The following is a 23,940-nucleotide window of genomic DNA, read 5'->3' as shown; positions in this document are numbered from 1 at the left end:
TGATTCACACAGAAAGAGATGCACCATGAAAGATTTTATTGATGTTCACGAACGCCCGTCTTTCGCTAAGTTATTGCCACTTAGTTTTCAGCATTTATTTGCTATGTTTGGGGCTACTGTATTAGTACCATTCTTATTGAAAGTTGACCCAGCGACGTCCCTGTTCATGAACGGTATTGGAACTATTTTATACGTATTAATTTGTCAAGGAAAGATTCCTTCCTATTTAGGTTCTAGCTTTGCTTTCATTGGACCAGTAGGTGCTGTGGTAGCCTCTGGCATGACCTATGGAGCAGCACAAGGTGGTTTTATTGCCTTTGGTGTGTCTTTTATGCTATTGGCTTTGTTAGTTAAATTCATTGGTATTAAATGGATTGATGTATTATTCCCTCCTGCCGCAATGGGCGCGATTGTTGCGGTTATCGGTTTAGAAGTTGCCCCTATAGCTATGGGTATGGCAGGTATCATTGGAGATCAATGGCAAAGCTTTGGCATGACTCATGAGCAAGCGTTATTTTTATCCTTATTTTCCTTATCTGTGACAATCTTGGGTACCGTATTATTCCGTGGATTCTTTGCAGTGATTCCAGTATTAATTGGTGTGGTATCTGGCTATGTGGCTGCTGCAATCATGGGAGTAGTAGACTTCGCAAGCGTAGCCAATGCTCCTTGGTTTGCATTCCCTCAATTCTATGAGCCAGAATTTAATATCAATGCTATCCTAATGATTATGCCAGCTTTATTCGTAGTATTTGCGGAACATGTGGGTCATATTGTAGTAACAAGTAATATCATTGGTCGTGATTTAATGAAAGATCCAGGATTGAGCCGTTCTTTATTTGCAGATGGTTTATCCAATGTGTTATCCGGTTTATTTGGTGCTACACCGAATACAACATATGGAGAAAATATCGGTGTTATGGCGATTACACGTGTATTCAGTACCTTCGTTATCGCTGGTGCAGCAGTGCTTGCTATCTTGTTCTCTTTCATTGGCAAAGTAGCAGCTTTAATTCATGCTATTCCAGTTCCAGTAATGGGTGGTGTAAGTATTTTATTATTCGGTATCATCGCTGCCTCTGGTTTACGTATGTTGGTAGAACGTAAAGTGGATTATACAAAATCTTCTAATCTAATTTTAACCTCTGTAGTACTAGTTATCGGCTTGAGCGGTGCTAAATTAGCAATCGGCCCAGTGGTACTGCAAGGTATGGGATTGGCAACAGTAACAGCCATCTTATTGAGCATTATCTTTGCCATCTTCCGTAAAACAGGAATTGGAAATGCGGAACTAAAAGACTAGCACTAAGAAAGAACGGCACAGGCTACGGAGAAGTGATATTTTTCTGGAAGTATGTGGCAGTTATACCTGATATAAGACAATGAAAGAACACGATATATTCCTCCACAAACTGATACAGTGGTTAGGTTTGCTCCGGAATATATCGTGTTCTTTTGCATATGTGTTATTTTGATATAATAATGGACTGCCACATACTTTCGATGTATACCGTGGGGCCTATAGCCTGTAGCGCTCTTTCGGGTGGGTGCTAAAAGGGGAGAGCACACCGTGCTCTTCTTGTGGTTGTGTAATGTAGAGAGTACGGAACGCCACATGGCTACTACGCATAACTGCGATTCTACGAAAAAAAGCTGTTATCATGTTGATAACAGCTTATTGTGGCGGAGAGGGTGGGATTCGAACCCACGGCCCCTTGCGGAGTCACTGGTTTTCAAGACCAGCTCCTTAAACCACTCGGACACCTCTCCATATATAAAAACTAGATATAGTCTATCATTGAACTAGACCTTTTGTCAATTAGAATGTGATGTATATTTGCAATACTTATTTTAGAGGAGTGTTTATTCAAATACTCTGAAGAATAGGTGTTATGAGATACGCATGAATTATTGTAGTATGCTGTCATGCTAGCTTTACACCATAGAATCAGTCAAAGTATAATTAAAGAATAAAGATGTGAATTTAAGGTGCATATGTTATAATTTTATGCAGATTAGATCTGTATAAATAGGTTTGTGGTATTCCATAGGAGGTATTACATGAAAAAAGGGTTTACTCTTACACAAACAGGTATACTGCTGACTTTGTGGTTAACTTTTTTGTTAAGTTTTGTGATGCGCTTATCATGGTCATCGTTGATGCCAATTGTAAATGAGGCCTTACATTTTACAGCGCAACAAGGAACGTCGTATTTGACGGCTTTTTATTTTGGTTATGCATTGACTGTATTACCAGGAGGGCTGTTAGCGGATCGATTTGGCTATCGTAAATCTATCTTAGGTAGTTTAGTGGCTATGGCTATTGTAACGGGGCTTATGAGTACTGTACAAAGTTATGAATATGGCTTAGTGTTGCGCTTCTTATTAGGTATTGTATCAGGTCCTGTGCAATCTGCTTGTTTGAAAGCTATTGGAGAGCATTTCAGTGCAGAACAAAGTGGTACCGCTGTAGGTATTTTCATGAGTTGTACATCATTTGGGATTACCGTGGTTAACGGATATGCGCCATTTGTGGCTGTCCATTACGGATGGCAAATGGCATTTTTAATTACCGCTTTATTACCATTACTAGTATTCTTTTTAGCTTTGTTTACGGTGAAAGAAGTACAAGCTTTCAGAAAGAACCATACAGTAGAAGTACAAGGAACAGAGCCACGGTGCATGTCATTAGCACAAAGCTTACGTTTTGTAGGAACAAACCGCAACATTTTATTGTTAGCAGTGATGGGATTTTTCGCAACAGGCACTACTTGGGGTGTTACCACTTGGGCTAACTTGTATTTAGTGAAACAATTGCATGTGACACCTATCTTTGCAGGCGCTATTATGAGTATTTACGGTATTGCAGCAGTGATTGCCAAACCGACTATCGGATTTATTTCAGATAGAATTTCTTTACCACGAAACTATTTAGCAGCCATCGTCATGTTTTTGTTCTCTCCAGCTTTGCTAATCTTTGCGAACACAACCAATCCAGATATGTTATACATTACAGCACCCCTATTAGGTATGGGAGCTTTTATGTATAGCCCGTTAACCAATGCTATCATTATCCAGGCAGCACCACCAGAACTAAGAGGAACCACAGCGGGATTCGTAAATCTATTTAACCAAATTGGCGCACTCACAGCACCTATCATTTTATCCACAGTATTAACAGCTACAGGCAATTACCAAACAGCCTTAATGGCATTGTCCATCTCCCCAATTATTGGAGCTATTTTATTGTCATTAATTCGACTAAAATAAGAATATATCGCTTTACCCTCTTTTCAGTATAACTTCAAGGGGACTAACAAAAATAGCATATATAAAACTGAGTATAGAATAAAAATTTTACGTATCTTATGTACATGAAAGAAAATGTATTTAAAAAGATTTTGAGATAATGCTAATTACGGCTCTTGAGCTCTATAATTATTTATTACAAAAAGAACGTGGCATATCCAAAGTAAACATAGCATATCTCTCCGTAGAAATGCAGTGGCAGGATATACTCTTGCAGGTGTTCTTTTTCTACTTTAGTGCGTAGTAAAAAAAGCGCGGCTCATATCGAAAGAAGCATAGGTGTATAGGCGATTGTATTTACCAAAATTACGCTGAGCTGAAAGACTACGGTATATCCCACATACAGTGGCGTTTGCATTTACCCGAATTATGCTAATCCTAGAAGAGCGTGGCATACCTCGGAGCAAACCTAACGGAGTATCAGTTTGTGGAGAGGTGTGCCACGGTCTTCCTTTTATCGAGTAACTCAGAAATGGAAGGAAGAACTTTGTACGGTGCTCTTTGATTTAGAACGTATGCTGTGCTTTTTTCTTAATTCGTGATTGCCAAAGAACACCATAAAGATATTATCGTGACGCAAGTTTCATTTGCGAAGATTCAGATTTTGTGAGACAATAAGAGTAAAGAAAAGGAATTTTCAAGTCTATGTCGAATTATAGTGATATAGGCAAGTTACATAGTAGCACAGTGACAATATGGAGGAGGTCTTACTATGGTGGAATATAAAAAAATAATTGTTCCTGCAGATGGATCGGAAAATGGTAAAAGAGCGTTAGAACATGCATTGGCAATTGTTAAACGTAATGATGCGGAATTGATTTTAGTGCACGTAGCAAACATTGTATCCGCAATTTCTAATTTTGACCAAACTCCAATCAGTGGTGGTTATGTATCTGAACAAATTGCTGAAGATATGGAAGAAACAGGTAAAAAAATCTTGAGCGAAGTAGCAGAAGAAGTACCAGCTGATATGAAAGTCAAATGCGTTTTTGAAGTAGGGTCTCCTGGACCTGCTGTATTAGCGGTAGCTAAAAAATATGATGCAGATTTAATTGTTATGGGGAGCCGTGGATTGGGACCTTTAAAAGGTTTATTTATGGGTAGTGTAAGTAGTTATGTAACTAGTCATTCCACATGTCCAGTATTGATTGTTAAATAATAGGATATAAGGCTTTGTTCTCTGAGCAAAGCCTTTTTTTATGGAGAGGCATATGAATGTAAAACATATACATTGGTTGCACAAAGAGCTTGACCAATGGAAAGAAGAGGGAATTATTTCAGAAGAACAGAGCCATCAGCTGCAAGCAAAGTACGGGTTTATCCCTAAAGAGGGCCCATCTTGGACACGATTAATTACAGTGTTAGGTGGAGCTATACTTATTTTGTTGGGAATTATTTTGCTTTTTGCGGGATATTGGTATGGGTTTTCACCTAATGGACGATTTGATTGGTCCTTGGCAATCTTGTTATTAGCTATTGCTGTGGTCGGTGGTGGTGTATGGAAAGCAAAGCCAGCTAGTATGGTAGCAGAAAGCATTACTGTTATTTATATGGGACTGTTGACAGCCACCACTTTGTTGGTAGCAGATACTTTCTATACAGGCGAGCATATGGGGCTATATGTGCTTATCATTCTTTGCTGTGCCTTGCCGATTATTTATGTCTTGGATTCGGCTCTAGGTATGATTTTATATCTTATTGGTGTATTGGGGTGGAGTTTTTCTAGCCATCCTTTAAATACTTGGGTAGGGCCTGTAGCAGTGGGAGGACTTTTATTAGTAGCAGTACCATACTATATCCGTAGATTTGGTAAGTATCAAGGGTCGAAAGATTCCTTGTTAGTATCTGTATCTTGGGCCTTTATTGGTGCCATTTTTGGTGAAGTATTCTTCATCTTATCCACCTATGAGCCACAAATGAATTTATTTTTTATTAGTGTATTGGGCGCCGTTACCTACGGCTTAGGCACATTAGAAAAGAAAATTGCCCTCTTAGCACTTCCTTGTAAAGGCGTAGGTGCCATTGCTCTGTTGTACACCATTGTGGAAGGTACTTACATTAGTACATGGATGCGCATTGGTGAAAGCACCATGGCATGGTGGCTATGGTTTTGCATGGTATTGAGCTTAGGCATAGCAGTTCTTGTATTGCGTCGTTTAGTATTAGCTAAGCGTATTGAAAGCACTATCGGATTGATTCCTTTTGTAATCTTTGGATGCTATGTAGTCACTGTCTCTGGCGCGACACCTATTTTGACGTCCATCCTATTTAATGCATATATTTTAGTAGCAGCTTTAGGGACTTTTATTCGTGGCACCTTGGTGAAAAAGGTGAGCTTATTGAATAGTAGTATTTTGACGCTAATTGCTATGTTTGGAGCTCGATTCTTTGATCCTAGCTTTACTTTTGTGGAGCGAGGTGTATCGTTCTTAGTGCTAGGGGTCATTGTATTAGGTATCAATGCCTTATATTTATGGCGTAAACGACTACAAAGGGTTAAGGTAAATCAGCGTGTTCGACAAGCTCGTCGCCAGTCACCAGATTCAACAGTGGAGGAATTCCCGTTGGGAGAGCAAGCTGTATCAAAGGACGTGAAAGTAGTAGACTCTGAGGGTGTAGTGAAGGAGGAAGAACGATGAGATATCAAAAATGGATTGTCTTTGCTCTGGCTGCTATCGTTGCCTTGCTGAGCCAGTTCTACATTCAACAACGTTATACAACTTTGCTACAAGGTGGTACAGAATATCAATGGCCTGTGAAAGTAAGTCGTCACATCGGTTGGGTACCTTCGGATTATTTAGAAGTGGAATTTTTAGGATCTTATGCCAATTGGGAAGGTAAAGAGACCCCAGAAGTAGGTCATGAGGTATATGTCATTGTCACACCTAAACAGTCTGGTGTATTACAAGTGGTATCAGCCACAGATGAAACACCGAAAGATCAAGAATATATTCGGGCTAATGTAAAGCGGTTTGACCATGGAGTGGTGGAGTTTTCCATTCCTTTCAATCGTGTCAAAGTAGACCTTAGTAAAGTGGATAAAAAATTCTATACGAATTATCGTGGGACATTGATTGGTACTATGAAATTACGTGATGGATATGGGGTAGTTACTGGTGTCTATGCCAAAGGTGTACCCTTAGAATTAGCCACACCAGAGAGCGTAGTGGATCAAGAAAAAGATTCTCGTGTTCTTTTGGAAAAAATTGGTGATACAGAACAGGAAAAAAATGATATAATAGTAATACCAAACTCTAATTAGAGAGAATGGATTACTATATGATAGCGAGGTTAAGATGGAAACAAATCAACAAGAGTTGGAAACACAATTGTTAGCTGAACTATTCAAGGTCCTAGGGGATCCAACGCGGTTGCGTATTGTTAGACATCTGCTTCAGAAAGAAATGTGTGTAACTGAAATTGCAGATTCTATGGATATGGGCCAGTCAGCTATATCTCATCAGTTACGTGTGTTGCGTCAAGCAAGACTTGTAACATTTAGAAAAGAAGGAAAAACAGCTTGGTATCGATTGAATGATGACCATGTTATCGTGTTAATCCGTCAAGGGTTAGAGCACGTAGGACATCAATAAGTGCAGAGCATGTAGGAGGGTTGCGAAAGCAGCCCTTTTTGCATGTAAAAAACTATCTAGCAATGTATTGTTACATTGTTAGATAGTTTTTTAGAGTTTTATGCTTTTATGGCAGAGCAGGGTATCGCATAGTTTTGTGTAGTGGTACTGATTTAGACTATTGTCTGTTATATAGTTACATAGCAGACATAGAATGTACCTGTATACATTAATCTGTTTACTATATCAAGCATCAAGCGAATTGACGCACGAAAGTGTTAGCTATAAGGGGAATACATAGTATGCCAATAATATAGCTAGGGGCATAGTAAAAGAGGAAAGAACTGTGGTGGCGAGTACAATTTGCGTAGCTAGTTCTGGATTATTGTTCATCTCCACAGCCATGAGGGCGGTGTTTACTGCAGATGGGACTGCGTAAGCGATGATAATACTTTGTGCTGCAATCGCGCTTAATGGTGTGTAGTACATAGTTACAGGAAGTACTACAACGAGGGCCAATAGAGGACCTGCAATTAACCGCATGAAGGAAGTAATCATCACATCTTTTTTTATAAAGTTCCAAGGTGTCCGATTTAGTTGTACCCCTAGGGTGAGCATAGCAGCGCCTACAAAGCAACGACCGAAAATATCTAAGGGCCCCCATATAATGGTCTGAGTGAAGTCGATAGGGATATAATAATGGGCGATAATTGAGATAGGCACACAATACATAATAGGAATATGTAAGATGGTACGCAAAGATTCTGCGGTGGTTAATTTTCCTTTGCCAGCTTGATAGAATCCTAAAGAATTACAGAACACAGTTTGGATAATGAAAGTAGCGATAATGGCGATAACCCCATCATGTAAATAGGGGGTAGATCCATCGATGATGTATGGATCATTGGCAAAGACGAAAGTCCCTAAGGCTACTCCTAGGTTACCAATGTTGGAAAACATTACTGCGTTGCGGACGATTTCTGTTTTTCCTAAATTATAACCTTGCCACTTAGCGACGATGCCTGCTAAGGCTGAGTTAGCAAATAAAATAATGAGGGCACAGCCAAAAATTTCAAAGCTTTCATGGGTTAAATCGGTGACATAAAAGGATTTCAAAATATAAGCGGGCAAAAATAAATAAAAGTTCAGTTTGCTTAGTGTTCGTAAATCGAGGTGAAACCATCGATCTAATAAGACCCCCATGAGGGTAAGTAATAAAATGGGGACGATACTGGTGAGAATGATGTGAAAAAATAAATCCATAATAGATAACCTCCTTAGGTTGTATAGTTGTCATCTTTATTGTACCACATGTAACTAAATTCATTTTGCTTACTGTTGCTTTTCTAGTATAATGAGAATATGTAGTAAGCTTCTAAGTGTATATATTTTAATTAGGGAGGATATCATTATGAAGCGTAATTGGTTTATGGGTTTACTTATGATAGGAGTGTTGGCATTAGCTGGCTGCGGTGGACAAGGTACTACATCGTCTACAGCACCATCTACAAATGAAACAATCACCGTATCTGCAGCAGCTAGTATGCAAGGGGCATTGGAAGAGCTGAAAGCAGACTATGTGAAAAAACATAATTTAAAACCGGAACAAATCAATGTTGTGTATGCAGGATCTGGCACATTACGTCAACAGATTGAAGAAGGCGCGCCATCTAGTATCTTTATTTCTGCGAACAAAAAGAATATGGATCAATTAAATGAAAAAGGTTTAATGGATAATATTCGCCCATTCGTAGCAAACACATTGGTAATGATCGTACCAAAAGGTAAAGAGGCTGTTACATTGGACAATATTACGAATGCAAAACGAGTAGCTATCGGCACTGTAGAAACAGTACCAGCAGGCAAATATGCGAAAGAATCCTTAACAAAAGCGAATTTGTGGGATGCAGTAGAACCTAACATTGTATTTGCGAAAGACGTAAAAGCAGTTGGTGCGTATATTGCGGAAGGGGCAGCTGATGTAGGATTTGTGTACAAAACTGATGCATTGGCATTGAAGGATAAAGTAGACATTTCTGCTACAGTAGATGCTAAATTACATGCACCGATCGAGTACCCTATCGGCGTAGTGAAAAAGAATCAAAATAAATTAACAGAAGATTTCTATGCGTTCTTAACAAGTAAAGAGGCTAGCGAAGTATTGGCTAAATGGGGCTTTGCTGAACCAGTGAAACAATGATAGCTTTACAGTTATCCGTAGAAGTGGCGTTCATCGCCTTATTGATTAATATGGTCATCGGTCTTAGCCTAAATTATGTGATGAAACACTATGCCTTTCCGGGGAAATCCTTGATCGATTCCTTCTTTACATTGCCCTTGGTATTACCGCCAGTGGTATTAGGCTTTGTGTTACTCATCATATTTTCTCCAGGCAATGCCTTTGGTGCGTGGTTAGAGGCTCACGGTATTCGAGTGGTGTTCTCTAAGCTAGGCGCCATTATTGCATCCGCCGTGGTCAGCTTTCCTCTCTTCTATCAGTCCGTACGAACAGCGCTGGCTGCTATCGATCGAGATATGGAAGACGTAGCTCGCACCTTGGGGGCCTCCGAGTTTCGCGTGTTCTGGACAATTTCATTGCCTTTAGCATGGAAAGGGATACTCAGCGGGTCCATCCTATGTTTTGCTCGTGGCTTAGGTGAATTTGGTGCCACAATATTGATTGCCGGCAATATTCCAGGCGTGACGAGGACGATGCCACTGGCCATTTATTCGCTCGTAGAATTTGGCGATTATAACGGTGCATTTGAATTAGTGATTTATATTTGTATTTTAACATTGGGGCTTGTGTGGGCCATTCAAGGTCTAACCAAAGGTTCCCTCTTCTCAAATCGGTAAGGAGGTACTATGATTTCCTTTGATATCGTCATAGAACGAGGTACTTTTGTTGTGAAAGCCCAAGGTACATTACAAGAAGGTATTACTACATTGATGGGCCCTTCTGGAAGTGGAAAATCTACATTTTTGAAAGCTCTATGTGGATTGCTGGTACCGAAAGAAGGTAAAATAATAGCCAATGATGTGATATGGTTCGAAAAGGGAAGGGGCGTACCTACCCAAGAACGACACATTGGCTATATGCCGCAAGGCAATATTGTGTTTCCTCATATGACTGTAGAGGAGAATATTCGGTATAGTAAACAAGGTTCTCCAGAGTTATTCGATCATATTGTGGAGCGTTTGCGATTGACACCACATCTTAAGAAGAAAGCCAAAGGCTTATCTGGTGGGGAGCAACAACGGGTGGCCTTAGGACGAGCACTGTACTCCAAACCAGTGTTACTTATCTTAGATGAACCGCTTACGGCGTTAGATGTGAACTTACGTGCTCAGTTGCAACAAGATTTAGTAGCTATTATTTCTGAATGGGCTATCCCCTGCTTGTGGGTTACTCACAGTGAAGAAGAGGCTGCGGCAGTAGGGAATCATCGACTATTATGTCGTGATGGGATGATTGCAGAAGAGGTGTAAGGGGAACGCTAGTTCATAAGATGCATTGGCAAGTTCAGCTTTTAAGCAATACGACTGCCATAGATGAACCCATAGTACAACACATGCTATAAAACTGTAGCGATGAACACATGCACAACTAGAATAATAGCATGATAGCATAATAGAGGAATGTTGATACACTTAGGTCAGCGTTCCTCTATTATATTTTTACCACCTTTTGGGCATATTTATTTATCTATATACTATGACAACATTATATATGCCTAATAACAAATTTGTTTATTTCTTTACAGTAACGGCTCATATGAAGTATAATACTACTGATTATGACTATTTCTAAAGACTTAGGCATAGTCAACAGAACTGTCGAAACACATGCAAAGGAGGGACCAAATTCGTAAAGGCGAATAGCGCAAGCGCTGGAAAGAGACAGCTTTCACAGTGGACGAGGTAGAGGAGTATCGAAATTCAGCGGATGCCTCTCGGCTAGCTTCAGTCGTAGAAGTAGAGCAAAACACCAAGGTAACTAGGTGCACAAAGGCTACTTTCAGAAGCAATAGTAATGAATTAATCAAGGAGGTACATACCATGTGTGGTATCGTAGGATATATTGGATTTGAAAATGCAGCAGATTTTATGCTGGAAGGTTTGGAGAAATTAGAATACCGCGGATATGATTCTGCAGGGATTGCCGTAGTGGGCGAAAACAATGTGATTAAAGTGCAAAAGAAAATGGGCCGTTTGGCGAATTTGGAAGCTGTGGTAAAAGCAGATCCTAACCAAGGTCATATTGGTATCGGTCATACTCGTTGGGCTACTCATGGTCGTCCAAGCGATATGAATGCGCACCCACATACAAGTACAGATGGAAAATTTGCCGTAGTGCACAATGGTATCATTGAAAATTACATGCCATTGAAAGAAGAATTATTGGCTAAAGGTGTTGAATTTACGTCTGAAACAGATACAGAAGTAGTAGCTCACTTATTGAGCGATATGTACGATGGCAACTTTGAAAGTACCGTTCGTCGCATGTTAGAACGCATCGAAGGGTCCTACTCTTTGGTAATGATCTGTGCCGATGAACCAAATAAAATCATTGCTACAAAAAAAGATAATCCATTGGTAGTGGGCTTAGGAAAAGGTGAAAACTTCATTGCTTCCGATATCCCAGCTATTATTCAACGCACTCGTGAAACATATATTATCAACGACAACGAAGTTGTTATTGTGACACCAGATAGCGTGACAATCACTGACCGATCTGGTCAACCAGTACAAAAAGACATTTATCATGTCACATGGAATGCAGAAGCAGCTGAAAAAGGTGGCTATGAGCACTTCATGTTAAAAGAAATTTACGAACAACCAAAAGCGATTCGTGATACGTTGAGCGGCCGTATTAATAAAGATGCTACAGAAGTAGTGTATGATGAATTAAACTGGACACCAGATACAGTGAAAGGCATCAAGCGCATCTTGATTACAGCTTGTGGTACGGCGTACCATGCAGGGTTAGTAGCGAAATACTACATTGAGCAATTAGCTCGTATTCCAGTAGAAGTAGATATCGCTTCTGAATACCGTTACCGTACACCATTAACGGATGAAGATACCTTATGCATCGTCATCAGCCAATCTGGTGAAACAAGCGATACATTATCTGCTTTAAAAGAGGCAAAACGTTTAGGCGCTAAATCCTTGGGTATTACCAACGTAGTAGGCTCCGCCGTATCTCGTGAAGCGGATCAAGTAATCTACACTTGGGCAGGTCCTGAAATCGCCGTAGCTTCCACAAAAGCGTACACCACACAATTAGTAGCTTTATTGTTATTAGCGGTGTACTTAGGTCAATTAAATGGTCGCATCGATGAAGCGGTAAAACATGAAATTTTGACAAACTTACAAGAATTGCCTACATTGACTCATGAAATTTTTGAAAACGTGGACGAAATCAAAGCCTTTGCGAACCATTACGGTTACAAAGAAGATGCGTTCTTCTTAGGCCGTTTAATCGACTATGCAGTGGCTATGGAAGGGTCTTTGAAATTGAAAGAAATTTCCTACATCCATGCAGAGGCTTATGCAGGTGGTGAGTTGAAACATGGTACTTTGGCATTGATTGAAGAAGGCATTCCTGTTATCGCTTTGGCGACACAAGAATCTGTACGCGAAAAAATGATGAGCAACATCAAAGAAGTAAAAGCTCGTGATGCTATCGTAATCGGTGTGGGTATGAAAGGTGATGAAGAATTGGCGAAATATGTTGACCATACTATCTTCGTGCCAAAAACTGACGCTTTCACAGTGCCTATCTTAGCCGTTGTACCATTGCAATTGTTATCCTATTATGCAGCTATCACTCGCGGTGCTGATGTAGATAAACCAAGAAACTTGGCGAAATCAGTAACCGTAGAATAGGAGATACTATGTCTGTTATATTTTCCGGAATACAACCTAGCGGTGAGTTGACCATTGGTAATTACCTTGGAGCTCTTCGCAACTTTTTGACATTCCAAGATGACCATGATTGTTTTTACTGTATCGTGAACCAACATGCCATCACAGTACCACAAGATCCAAAGGATTTAATCCACAATACGCGAAGCCTTGCTGCCTTATATTTAGCAGTAGGCTTGGACCCTAATAAAGTGACTTTGTTTGTGCAATCCGAAGTACCTGCTCATGCGCAGTTGGGTTGGATTTTAACAACTTTGAGCTCCATCGGTGAATTAGAGCGTATGACACAGTACAAAGATAAATCGGCGAAACAAGGAGAAACCATCCCGGCTGGTTTGTTGACATATCCACCATTGATGGCAGCGGACATTTTGTTATACCAAACCAACTATGTGCCTGTAGGGGATGACCAACGTCAACACATCGAGTTAACTCGTGACTTGGCGCAACGTTTCAATTTCAAATATGGCGAAGTATTCGCTATGCCAGAAATTAAAACTACCGTAGGTGGCGCTCGTGTGATGTCCTTACAAGATCCAACGAAAAAAATGAGCAAGTCCGATGATAATAATTGGGCTACTATCCGCTTATTGGATACACCAGATGTAGTGGTGAAGAAGATTAAAAAGGCGGCTACTGACTCTGAGGGCGTTGTGCGCTACGATAAAGAAAAACAGCCAGGTATCTCCAATTTGATGGGCATTTACAATGCTTTAACAGGAGATTCCTTTGAGGCTATTGAAAGCATGTATGCTGGCAAAAATTATGGAACTTTTAAAGGTGACATTGCAGACCTATTAGTAGGAGCATTAACACCAATTCATGAACGGTATGCAGAATTAATCGACAGCCCTGAGCTAGATACGATTTTGACAGAAGGCGCTGAAAAAGCTGCCTCTGTGGCGAATGTAACATTGGCTCGTGTAGAAGAAGCTATGGGCCTACGACGTAAGTAATAGTAAGATGTAATGAGATGTGTATATAGCATTTCATTACATCTTTTTAATCATCTATACTAAGACGTTGTGAGGAAGTATAGTGGGATATGTATGAAGCAGACAAGTAGATGCTGTCTATAGAGGTGTTGAGTGGAAATACATGGAGGTTGGAATGCTGTTTGGGAGAGGAACTATGAAACGTGAAGAAGTAGAAGAACTGTTTCCTTGTGGAGCGATTCAAGAAGAATTACATAATTCCTCTGTTATGATATGGGGGTTTCAACTAGTGTATGCAGCTATCGCCGCTTGGGGACTGTATCGTGGAGTGCTTCTATATCGAGAACTGGGTCATAGCTTCAATATGTGGATGCTTCTTCTTATGGTGGTATCTGTCTACGCATTATTGCGCATGTACCAGCAAGACGATGTGGAGATTTATATTGCTACAGAAGGGCTCATTCTAAAACGGACACCTATATTGGTAAAAGAAAGAATTGAACGCTTTTTTGCACCAGACTTATATTTGACCTTTGTTCATTATCAAGGTGTCATGGGATTCGGAGAGGACTGGAAAACCTTGTATGTGCAAACAGAAACGGGCGGTATATATATCGTGCCTATTAGCTTACAGTTTTTGAGTCATCAAGATAAAATGAAAGTCTTAGAGGCACTGAATCGATATAAAAATACTTGAATAGGACTAGAAAAAACCACTTGGCAAGGTGCTGGGTGGTTCTTTTTATTTATTTTTTGAAAATATTCACTGTTAGGAAACTTTAGAGGAAGGATAAGATTCAAAGAGAAGTGCAACTATATGGTGGAGGTATATCTACCGACCTAGCACGTAATTGTGGTATAATTTTGGTAAGAATGAAAGCGAGGCGTTGTATGCGTATTAAATCATTCGATGAACTGACCATTCAGGACAATTTTATCTTTCAAAAGGTCATGCTAAAGAAACCCATTTGTAAGGCAGTATTGGAACGGTTGCTGGATATTTCTATCGAGGATATCGTTTACATTCAAGAGGAGAAAACTCTGGATGTAAGCTTGGAAACGAAAAGTATTCGTTTAGATGTCTATGTGAATGACGACAGAGGAACTGTATTCAATATCGAGATGCAAACCAGCAAGGATATGGAAGAATTGGTAAAGCGCACACGCTTTTACCAAAGTATTTTGGATATGTATCATTTACAAAAAGGGCAGAAGTACATGACATTGAATGATTCGTATATTATTTTTATTTGTACATTTCCTGTGTTTACTGGAAATCGTCATAAGTACACATTCAAAAATGTTTGTATGGAAGAACATGATATTCTGTTGAACGATGGGGCTACAAAATTGTTTTTAAGTACCAAGGGTAAAATGGATGATATTTCAAAACCGCTGCAACGGTTCTTGGATTACGTAGATGGTCATGCTGCATCGGATGAGTTACTAAGAGATATTGAAAGTGCCGTAGATGAAGCAAAACATTGTGAGGCTTGGAGGGAGGAATATTCAATGCTATCAATGGATCATTATACATATTGGAAAGAAGGCGTGGCTGAAGGTCGGGCAGAAGGTAAAGCTGAGGTTGTCATTCAGATGTTGCGTAAGCATTTGTCCTTAGAAATGATTGCAGAAGTCACTAACTTTACTGTAGAAGAAGTAAAGGCTATTGCGAAAGAGCATGCATTGATATAAAACATATAGGTAAAGAGCAAATCAGCGATATAGTGAGTACATAACTTACTATATCGCTTTTTGTTTTGATAGTTAGTTATTGGAGGGGCGTTGTCAGTATAAATTACTTTCATAATACATGATAAAATTTTTGCGATTTATCTCTTTACAACTTTAATTAACTAAAGTATAATGTAATTATGAAATAGAGATTACATAACTGTAGAGAGGAGAAAGTATTATGAATTGGCTACAAAAATGTTCTAAAACAGTATTAGCAGCAGCTAGTGCACTGGTAATTGTGGGGTTAGTGGCAGGTTGTGGGGCGTCTACGAAGCAGGCGAACACAGAGGTGCCGAAAAAAATTGTTATCGGCTTAGATGATAACTTCCCTCCTATGGGATTTAAAGATGAAAAAGGTGAACTCGTAGGTTTTGATATCGATCTTGCGAAAGAAGTGGCAAAGCGTATTGGTTCTGAAGTGGAATTTAAATCTATCGATTGGGATAGTAAAGAAGCAGAACTAAAATCTAAACGTATTGATGTGTTGTGGAATGGTTTAACCATTACGAAGGAACGGGAGCGCAACATCTTGTTCTCTAAACCATATCTTCGTGGGGACCAAATTATTGCCGTAAAATCTGATTCTGGGATTGCTGACAAATCCCAACTTGATGGCAAACGTGTAGGCGTTCAATCAGGTTCTACTGGATTAGAAGCAGTAAAGAATGATCCCCAATCTAAGAATTTTAAAGAAGTCAAAGAATATGGCGATTATGTGAATGCTTTCATGGATCTAGAATTAGGACGCATCGATGCGGTAGTGGTGGATGAAATGGTAGGCCGTTATTTAATCGGTAAAAAAGGTAATAATGTATTTACTGTAGCCACAGGCTCCTTCGCCAGTGAAAAAGTAGGTGTAGGTATGCGCAAGGAAGAGGAAGCGTTGAAAGCAAAAGTTGATGCTGCGTTACAAGAAGTGATGAATGATGGTACGGCTGACAAATTGGCACAAAAATGGTTTGGCAGTACATCTATCTTGACGAAAGAGGAGTATAAATAAACATGGACGTATTGGAATATATTTTACAGATAGTTCCGGCCATTGCTGGCGGATTCCAAGTGACCTTGTCCTTGTTCTTCATCGTCATCATCTTGTCAGTGCCAGGTGGATTGCTCTTGGCACTGCTCCGATTGAGCACAAATCGAGTGGTAACGACCATCGTGGATGCTTACGTGTACGTAATGCGTGGCACACCGTTAATGTTACAAATTTTGCTCATCTATTATGGTTTGCCATTTATGATTGATGGCTTTGAACTCACAGATATGACGGCGGCAGTGCTGTCCTTCGTGTTGAACTATATTGCCTACTTATGTGAAATTTTCCGCAGTGGCATTCAATCTATTCCAAAAGGGCAGTATGAAGGGGCGAAGGTATTAGGCTTTACTTATGTGCAGACGATGTACAAAATTATTTTGCCGCAGGTCATCAAACGTGTATTGCCACCATTGGCGAATGAAACGATTACATTGTTGAAAGATACATCCTTGGTGTATGTCTTAGCTATGAATGATATCTTGCGAATCACTCGTAGCATTGTACAACGAGACTTCGATATTACAGCTTTCATCGTAGCTGGTGTATTCTACTTGGCTATGACATTTGTGTTGACGAAACTATACCAATATTTAGAACGCCGCATGGCGATTTATGAAGATTAGGAGGAAACCATGGCTTTCATAGACATGTTACATATTGAAAAGAGCTTTGGCTCGGTGGCGGTCTTGCAAGACGTGTCACTATCCATGGAACGTGGCGAAGTGGTGTCCATCATCGGTCCCTCTGGATCGGGCAAATCCACCTTTCTTCGTTGCTTGGGACAACTAGAAACCATACAAAAAGGAACCATCCTCGTTGATGGGGCAACCTTAGTGGACACGCCGGCGAACACGGACGTGGCGGTCTATGCTGAGAAAGAAGAACAGCAACAAATCTTGCTGAAAATGGGGATGGTATTTCAATCCTTCAACCTATTTCCACACATGACAGTGCTAGAAAATATCATGGTCGCACCTCGCATGGTGAAAGGAATGAAAGAGGCAGATATATTACCTATAGCTCAGTCCTTGCTAGAAAAAGTAGGTCTTTGGGATAAACGAGATGTATACCCTAGCACCTTGTCAGGGGGGCAAAAACAACGGGTTGCTATTGCTAGAGCATTAGCGATGAAACCAGAAATCATGCTCTTCGATGAACCTACATCAGCCTTGGACCCAGAGTTTACCAGTGAAGTATTACGGACCATCAAGGAACTAGCCGAAGAAGATATGACCATGATCATCGTCACCCATGAAATGGCATTCGCCCGTGAAGTAGCAGACAGAGTCATCTTCATGGCAGACGGCAAAATCCAAGAAGAAGGAACCCCAGAACAGGTCTTCGGGAACCCACAAAACCCAAGAACACAAGCGTTCCTAAACTCCATGCTGCGAGTATAAAAACAATATATCGAACTTGAATTAGCATACGGGGCACCGGCTGCAAACAATACTCTATAATAGTTGTAGCCAGGTGCGCCGTATTTTTGCGTACAACTATACTTTATATCCTATACGTATTTCTTCGGAGATAAGCACAATCTGTTTCCTTGAGGATCTCCCTCACATACTGATGATCATACACAATTTTATAGGCAGACCCAAAGGAGATGATTGCCTTTGACTAATGGAGGTATGAGGTCTGGAGAGATAAGTAAGTAGGCTAGTTTTTGCTATATAAGATAAAGGTTGAAAAGAATGCGGTATGCTCCGCAGCAAACATTACGAAGTGCCGTTTGTGAGGAAGCATGCCGCATTCTGACTGAGAAGTAGAGGAAAACATAGCCTACTTACTCAGGATAAAGTGCCCTCGTCAAAGGCGAACATAAATTGCCAATCCGCCATGAGATTGTGTATAATAAGAGGTATGTATAATCCGATTGTAATGGGAAATGAGGAATGACGATGCGAATTGATGGTCGTAGTTTAAAAGAAATACGCCCTGTGAAAATTACTAGGCATTACACTGCCTATGCAGAGGGATCTGTACTAATTGAATGTGGCAATACAAAAGTCCTTTGTACGGCTAGCGTTGAGGATCGCGTTCCCCGCTTTTTGAAAGGAACTGGCACAGGCTGGGTGACAGCAGAATATTCCTTGTTACCACGAGCTACACATACTCGTGTACCTAGAGAGGCAGCAAAAGGTAAACAGACAGGTCGCACCGTGGAAATCCAACGTTTGATTGGTCGTGCCTTGCGAGCTGTTGTAGACTTAGAAGCTTTAGGCGAAGTATCGATTACGGTAGACTGTGATGTACTACAAGCTGATGGTGGCACTCGCACAGCTTCTATTACAGGGGCTTTTGTGGCTTTAGTAGATGCTATCTATTCTATGTACGATGGATATGGTAAGTTTCCTGTAACGGACTATTTAGCAGCTATTTCTATGGGAATCGGTGAAGATGGTCCTATGCTAGACTTGTGCTATGAAGAAGATAGTGCAGCCATTGTGGATATGAATGTGGTTTGTACCGGTAAAGGCCAATTAGTAGAAGTGCAAGGAACAGGTGAACATGGGACTTTCACAAGAGATGAGTTGAATAGCCTATTAGATTTAGGTGAAGCTGGTACACAACAACTAATGGCGGTACAACGTGAAGCATTAGGTGAAATTGGTAACATGGTGGGTCACGAAAATGCACCGAAAGCAGTGGTATTAGCCACACGGAATAAAGGAAAAATTCGAGAGTTTACCGCAGCCTTTGAAGAATTAGGCTTTGAAGTGCGTACGATAGATGACGTTGTAGATATTGACGAACCAGAAGAAATTGGCACTACCTTTATGGAAAATGCAGAACTGAAGGCTTTATACTATGCAGAGGCTTGTGGTTTGCCTTGTGTGGCAGATGATTCTGGCTTAGAAGTAGATGCCTTAGGCGGTGCACCAGGTGTATATTCTGCGCGCTATGCAGGACTGCATCGCAGTGATGAAGATAATAATCGACGATTAGTAGCGGAATTGGTGGATGTTACTCCAAGTGATAGAACAGCACGTTATCAATGTGCTCTTGTATGGGCTACACCGGATGGACAATGTGTTCGAGCTACAGGCACTTGTGAAGGACTTATTCAGTTAAGCCCAATGGGAAAAGGTGGATTCGGTTACGATCCATACTTTTACATTCCAAAATTAAAAACGACGATGGCCAATATTTCTATGGAACAAAAGCAAGCTATTAGCCATCGAGGTAAGGCGCTACGGGCATTGGTGGAGCAATTGCGACACACTATAATTAAGTAATTAATAAAAAAATGAAAATTTTATATCGAAAGTCTTGAATATATTTATTTAATTCGATATAATAATGGTAGGTATTATAAGGAAGGCAGATATTAAGTTATGGATACATCTGTAAAATCAAATAAAATGAAACTCTATGGGTTTAACAATTTAACGAAAACCTTGAGTTTTAATATTTATGATATTTGTTATACGCGTACAGAAGAAGAAAAACGCCAATATATTGAATACATTGACGAAGTTTACAATGCACAGCGCCTGACTGATATTTTAACAGAGGTTTCACATATTATCGGAGCCAATGTGTTGAATGTGGCAAAGCAAGACTATGATCCACAAGGAGCAAGTGTAACTATCCTGATTTCGGAAGAACCTGTTGATAAAGTAGATAAAGATGATGTGGTAATGCATCTCGATAAATCTCACTTGACGGTTCATACCTACCCTGAAAGTCATCCAGACAATGGAGTCAGTACATTCCGTGCAGATATCGACGTGTCCACATGTGGTCAAATCTCTCCGCTCAACGCATTAAACTATCTTATCGATAGTTTTGATTCTGATATCATCAGCTTAGATTATAGAGTGCGTGGATTCACTCGTGATATTCATGGTAAAAAATTATTCATGGATCATCGCATGAACTCCATTCAAAATTACATTAACTCTAAAACACGTAATCTCTACAATATGATCGATGTGAATGTGTATCAAGAAAATATTTTCCATACCAAAATGATGCTGAAAGAGTACGACATTAATAATTATTTGTTTGGTATTACCGAAGAAGATTTGACGCTAAAAGAGCGCAAACAAATTAACCAACAACTCAAACAAGAGATGGCGGAAATATTCTACGGTAGAAACTTACCATCATTGAAAATCTAGGAGGTTTTCCCATGGACGTAAAACAAGAGGCAATTGAAAAACGCTTGGAACTAAAAGGTTTCTTGCAAACTGGAACAAAATACGAATTAAAAGATGCTCATGACTTAACGGTAGCATACACTCCAGGTGTAGCAGAGCCATGCCTTCATATCAAAGAAGATGAAGACAAATCCTTCGACTTAACATGTCGTTCTAATATGGTAGCCGTTGTATCTGACGGTACTCGTGTATTGGGTTTAGGTGATATCGGAGCAGCTGCTGCGATTCCAGTTATGGAAGGTAAATCCCTATTGTTCAAGCGCTTTGGTAATGTAGATTGCATTCCTTTGGTGATTGATACAAAAGATCCAGACGTGTTAATTAATACTGTAAAATTAGTGCAAAAAAACTTTGCTGGCATTAACTTAGAAGATATTTCTTCTCCTAAATGCTACGAAATCGAAAATCGCTTGAAAAAAGAGTTAGAAATCCCTGTATTCCATGATGATCAACATGGTACAGCTATCGCTTGCTTAGCAGGTGTAAAAGCAGCCCTTCGCTTTGTGAAAAAAGATTTATCCAATGTTAAAATCGTTGTAAACGGTGCTGGTGCAGCGGGTGCTAATATTGCTCGTCTATTATACTTAGCAGGCGCTCGTAACATTACATTAATGGTAAGCTCCGGTGTATTGAACAAAGACTACAAACGTCTTGATTCTTTACAAGCTGAGTTGATCAAAACATTGGGTCAAGAAACAAAAACTGGCAACTTAGCAGAGATTGCAAAAGGCGCTGACGTATTGTTAGGTGTATCTGCTGCTGGTGCTTTCACAAAAGAAATTTTGGAAAGCTTAGCGGATGATGCTATTGTATTTGCTATGGCTAACCCAGCTCCAGAAGTTATGTACGAAGAAGCGAAAGCAGCTGGCGTACGTGTTATGGGTACAGGTCGTAGCGATGCGCCTAACCAAATCAATAATGTGAATGTATTCCCTGGTATCTTCCGTGGAGCCATCGATGTACAAGCACGTGAAATTAATGATGAAATGAAATTGGCAGCCGCTGAGGCGCTAGCAGCTCTTGTAACAGATGAAGAATTAGCAGAAGACTACGTAGTAGCGAATGCATTCGACAAACGTGTTCCATTAGCAGTAGCAAAAGCAGTAGCTGAAACAGCAATCAAAACGGGTGTAGCTCGTAAAACAGAAGTTCCTTACTAAGAATAGGAATTGATATATAGTATAGAGGTAGGTTGAGTGTAGACTCAATCTACCTCTATTTTTTTATTTTGTTTATAGATGGTATCTAACAAAAAATTAGAAAACCTAAAAAATATTTAGAAAAAGTATTGAATTATGAATATGACGGTGCTATAATAAGGGCATACCTAATAAATTGTTAGATAGCCTAAAAAATAGTTAGGAGACAATTATGAAATTAGAACAATTAAAGGTAATTGCGCATGGTATTGCGACACAATTTGGAGCTTCATGTGAAGTGTTGATTCACGACGTGCAAATAGAGACATTAGAGAGTTCTATTGTGTATATTGAGCATGGAGATATTTCTAACCGAGATGTAGGTGATGGCGCCTCGCATGCAGTACTAGATGCGATACGAAATGACGATGGTCAGTGTCAGGGTAAACAAGCTTATCTCACACGGACCAAAGATGGAAGAGTTCTTCGATCGACGACGATGTATATACGTGATGATAATGATAAATTACAGTATTTATTGTGTATCAATTATGATATTACTGATTTTATTACATTGCAAAACTCTTTAGATCGGATTATTACATCCAGTAATCATGCGTGGGAAACAAAAGGTGAACGAATTGTTACATCTGTTAGCGATTTGTTGAGCGATATGTTATCTCAAGCTGAAAAGGTAGTAGGGCGACCAGCACATTTAATGAATAAGAATGAGCGCTTGGAAGCAATACGATATTTATATTGCCAGGGCGCTTTTTTGATTTCAAAGGCATCTGATAAAATATCGGAATATTTCAACGTTTCTAAATTTACTTTATATAATGATTTGAACCAAGTAAAAGAGGAGGAAGAGTTACATGGAACGAATTCAATGGGTTAAGAACACTATGCCCGCTTCAGAGGATTTGAACACCTGTGCAATGAATGTAAAAGAAAGTGAAGGTGTGCGCGAGTTTCATAAGAGTTTCCCGCAATATCAAGAAACACCACTTACTGAATTACCACGCATGGCAGAACACTTAGGATTAGGCCGTTTATTCATTAAAGATGAATCCTATCGTTTCGGTTTAAATGCATTCAAAGTGTTAGGCGGTTCTTATGCAATTGCGAAATTCATTGCTAAAGAAACAGGTAAACAAGTATCTGATTTGCCATATGACATCTTGACATCAAAAGAATTACGTGATGAATTTGGACAAGCTACATTCTTCACAGCTACTGATGGAAACCATGGTCGTGGTGTTGCTTGGGCAGCAAATAAACTAGGTCAAAAATCAGTGGTATTTATGCCAAAAGGTTCCACAGAAACTCGTAAACAAAATATTGCAGCAGAAGGTGCTACAGTAACTATCGAAGAAATGAACTATGATGACTGTGTACGCTTAGCTACAGCAGAATCCAAAAAAGTAGATCATGGTGTTGTTATCCAAGATACAGCTTGGGATGGTTATGAAGAAATTCCTACATGGATCATGCAAGGCTACGGTACAATGGCTCTAGAAGCTACTGAACAATTAGAAAAAGCTGGCGTAGATGTACCTACACACGTAATTGTACAAGCAGGGGTTGGTTCCTTAGCCGGTGCTGTTACTGGTTATGTGGTAAATCGTTATAAAGATGCACCTGTGAAACCTAAAATTGTAGTAGTAGAAGCATCTGCAGCGGATTGCTTATACAAAGGTGCTAAAGCAGGCGATGGCGATTTACGTATCGTAGGCGGCGACTTACAAACAATCATGGCAGGACTCGCTTGTGGCGAACCAAATACGATTTCTTGGGATATTTTGAAAAACCATGTGGATGTATTTGTATCTGCACCAGATTGGGTAGCATCCTTAGGTATGAGAATGTCTGCAGCACCAATTAAAGGCGATGCAAGCATTATCTCTGGAGAATCTGGAGCTGTTCCATTTGGTTTAGTAGCAGCCGCTATGACTATGGAAGAATATAAAGATTTGAAAGAAGAATTAGGACTTACTAAAGATTCTAAAGTACTTTGCTTCTCCACAGAAGGAGACACTGATCCAACACGTTATCAAGAAATTGTGTGGCAAGGAAAATTTTAATCTAACTATTTAAGTCATATACAGT

At 39.9% G+C, this 23,940-nt stretch carries 22 protein-coding genes, 1 tRNA gene and 1 pseudogene; 22 read left to right on the top strand and 2 right to left on the bottom strand.

Annotated features, from left to right (window positions below):
• The first annotated feature begins 25 nt into the window (after positions 1-25).
• Complete coding sequence (gene uraA / locus EO113_RS05425) at positions 26-1,303, top strand: uracil permease (RefSeq protein ID WP_127135741.1); 1,278 nt, start codon at positions 26-28, stop codon at positions 1,301-1,303.
• A gap of 378 nt (positions 1,304-1,681) precedes the next feature.
• Here uraA and EO113_RS05420 read toward each other — a convergent pair.
• Positions 1,682-1,770 (bottom strand) — tRNA-Ser (locus tag EO113_RS05420).
• A 291-nt stretch (positions 1,771-2,061) separates the two neighbouring features.
• On the opposite strand from EO113_RS05420, the gene EO113_RS05415 reads away from it, so the two are divergent.
• The 5 genes from EO113_RS05415 (at position 2,062) to EO113_RS05395 (ending at position 6,902) form a co-directional block, all read left to right on the top strand.
• Positions 2,062-3,270 carry an MFS transporter gene (locus EO113_RS05415; protein WP_127135740.1) on the top strand — a complete coding sequence of 403 codons (1,209 nt, stop codon included), beginning with the start codon at positions 2,062-2,064 and terminating at the stop codon, positions 3,268-3,270.
• A gap of 751 nt (positions 3,271-4,021) precedes the next feature.
• Positions 4,022-4,468 (top strand): universal stress protein, encoded by a 447-nt coding sequence (locus tag EO113_RS05410; RefSeq protein ID WP_009353425.1) that lies wholly within the window; start codon positions 4,022-4,024, stop codon positions 4,466-4,468.
• A gap of 52 nt (positions 4,469-4,520) precedes the next feature.
• A complete protein-coding gene (locus EO113_RS05405) occupies positions 4,521-5,948 on the top strand; it encodes a DUF2157 domain-containing protein (RefSeq protein WP_164726338.1) in 1,428 nt (475 codons plus the stop codon).
• The gene (locus EO113_RS05400; RefSeq protein ID WP_127061491.1) at positions 5,945-6,571 is read left to right on the top strand and encodes a hypothetical protein; all 627 of its coding nucleotides are present in this window, start codon (positions 5,945-5,947) and stop codon (positions 6,569-6,571) included. The genes EO113_RS05405 and EO113_RS05400 overlap by 4 nt, the downstream gene beginning before the upstream one ends.
• A gap of 34 nt (positions 6,572-6,605) precedes the next feature.
• The gene (locus tag EO113_RS05395) at positions 6,606-6,902 is read left to right on the top strand and encodes a metalloregulator ArsR/SmtB family transcription factor (protein WP_009353411.1); all 297 of its coding nucleotides are present in this window, start codon (positions 6,606-6,608) and stop codon (positions 6,900-6,902) included.
• A 261-nt stretch (positions 6,903-7,163) separates the two neighbouring features.
• Here the strand turns inward: EO113_RS05395 and EO113_RS05390 are convergent, their stop codons facing one another.
• Positions 7,164-8,144, bottom strand: coding sequence for an AEC family transporter (locus EO113_RS05390; protein WP_127135738.1), 981 nt, complete (start codon positions 8,142-8,144; stop codon positions 7,164-7,166).
• A 148-nt stretch (positions 8,145-8,292) separates the two neighbouring features.
• Between EO113_RS05390 and modA the strand changes: the two genes are divergently transcribed.
• The 16 genes and pseudogenes from modA to dpaL all read left to right on the top strand — a co-directional run bounded on the left by modA (position 8,293) and on the right by dpaL (position 23,915).
• Positions 8,293-9,081 carry a molybdate ABC transporter substrate-binding protein gene (gene modA, locus EO113_RS05385; RefSeq protein WP_127135737.1) on the top strand — a complete coding sequence of 263 codons (789 nt, stop codon included), beginning with the start codon at positions 8,293-8,295 and terminating at the stop codon, positions 9,079-9,081.
• A complete protein-coding gene (gene modB, locus EO113_RS05380) occupies positions 9,078-9,737 on the top strand; it encodes a molybdate ABC transporter permease subunit (protein ID WP_127135736.1) in 660 nt (219 codons plus the stop codon). The genes modA and modB overlap by 4 nt, the downstream gene beginning before the upstream one ends.
• 9 nt (positions 9,738-9,746) lie before the next feature.
• On the top strand, positions 9,747-10,370 hold the full coding sequence (locus tag EO113_RS05375) for an ATP-binding cassette domain-containing protein (RefSeq protein ID WP_127135735.1): 624 nt from the start codon (positions 9,747-9,749) through the stop codon (positions 10,368-10,370).
• Positions 10,371-10,940: 570 nt separating this feature from the next.
• Positions 10,941-12,773 carry a glutamine--fructose-6-phosphate transaminase (isomerizing) gene (gene glmS / locus EO113_RS05370; protein WP_127135734.1) on the top strand — a complete coding sequence of 611 codons (1,833 nt, stop codon included), beginning with the start codon at positions 10,941-10,943 and terminating at the stop codon, positions 12,771-12,773.
• Positions 12,774-12,781: 8 nt separating this feature from the next.
• Entirely contained in the window at positions 12,782-13,768 is a 987-nt protein-coding gene (gene trpS / locus EO113_RS05365) for a tryptophan--tRNA ligase (RefSeq protein ID WP_127135733.1), read from the top strand.
• Positions 13,769-13,943: 175 nt separating this feature from the next.
• Complete coding sequence (locus tag EO113_RS05360) at positions 13,944-14,444, top strand: hypothetical protein (protein WP_127135732.1); 501 nt, start codon at positions 13,944-13,946, stop codon at positions 14,442-14,444.
• 194 nt (positions 14,445-14,638) lie between these two features.
• Entirely contained in the window at positions 14,639-15,442 is an 804-nt protein-coding gene (locus EO113_RS05355; protein WP_164726337.1) for an Rpn family recombination-promoting nuclease/putative transposase, read from the top strand.
• 220 nt (positions 15,443-15,662) lie between these two features.
• Positions 15,663-16,484: an amino acid ABC transporter substrate-binding protein gene (locus EO113_RS05350; protein ID WP_127135730.1), complete on the top strand. Its 822-nt coding sequence runs from the start codon at positions 15,663-15,665 to the stop codon at positions 16,482-16,484.
• A gap of 2 nt (positions 16,485-16,486) precedes the next feature.
• Entirely contained in the window at positions 16,487-17,146 is a 660-nt protein-coding gene (locus EO113_RS05345; protein WP_206168650.1) for an amino acid ABC transporter permease, read from the top strand.
• 9 nt (positions 17,147-17,155) lie between these two features.
• A complete protein-coding gene (locus EO113_RS05340; protein WP_127135729.1) occupies positions 17,156-17,923 on the top strand; it encodes an amino acid ABC transporter ATP-binding protein in 768 nt (255 codons plus the stop codon).
• A gap of 504 nt (positions 17,924-18,427) precedes the next feature.
• Positions 18,428-19,153 (top strand): annotated as a pseudogene (rph, locus tag EO113_RS08265) (ribonuclease PH); the annotation flags it as partial.
• Positions 19,145-19,765, top strand: a complete 621-nt coding sequence (locus EO113_RS08260) for an XTP/dITP diphosphatase (protein ID WP_231723404.1) — start codon at positions 19,145-19,147, stop codon at positions 19,763-19,765. The pseudogene rph and the gene EO113_RS08260, both read left to right, overlap by 9 nt.
• 99 nt (positions 19,766-19,864) lie before the next feature.
• Entirely contained in the window at positions 19,865-20,653 is a 789-nt protein-coding gene (gene speD, locus EO113_RS05330) for an adenosylmethionine decarboxylase (RefSeq protein WP_009353328.1), read from the top strand.
• A gap of 11 nt (positions 20,654-20,664) precedes the next feature.
• Entirely contained in the window at positions 20,665-21,852 is a 1,188-nt protein-coding gene (locus EO113_RS05325; protein ID WP_127135728.1) for an NADP-dependent malic enzyme, read from the top strand.
• A gap of 208 nt (positions 21,853-22,060) precedes the next feature.
• Positions 22,061-22,729, top strand: a complete 669-nt coding sequence (locus EO113_RS05320) for a helix-turn-helix transcriptional regulator (RefSeq protein ID WP_126940411.1) — start codon at positions 22,061-22,063, stop codon at positions 22,727-22,729.
• On the top strand, positions 22,707-23,915 hold the full coding sequence (gene dpaL, locus EO113_RS05315; RefSeq protein WP_126940410.1) for a diaminopropionate ammonia-lyase: 1,209 nt from the start codon (positions 22,707-22,709) through the stop codon (positions 23,913-23,915). The genes EO113_RS05320 and dpaL overlap by 23 nt, the downstream gene beginning before the upstream one ends.
• Positions 23,916-23,940: the final 25 nt, after the last annotated feature.

The sequence above is a fragment of the Veillonella sp. 3913 genome, assembly GCF_003992235.1.
GTDB lineage: Bacteria > Bacillota > Negativicutes > Veillonellales > Veillonellaceae > F0422.
This window is presented reverse-complemented; position numbering and strand designations above follow the sequence as displayed.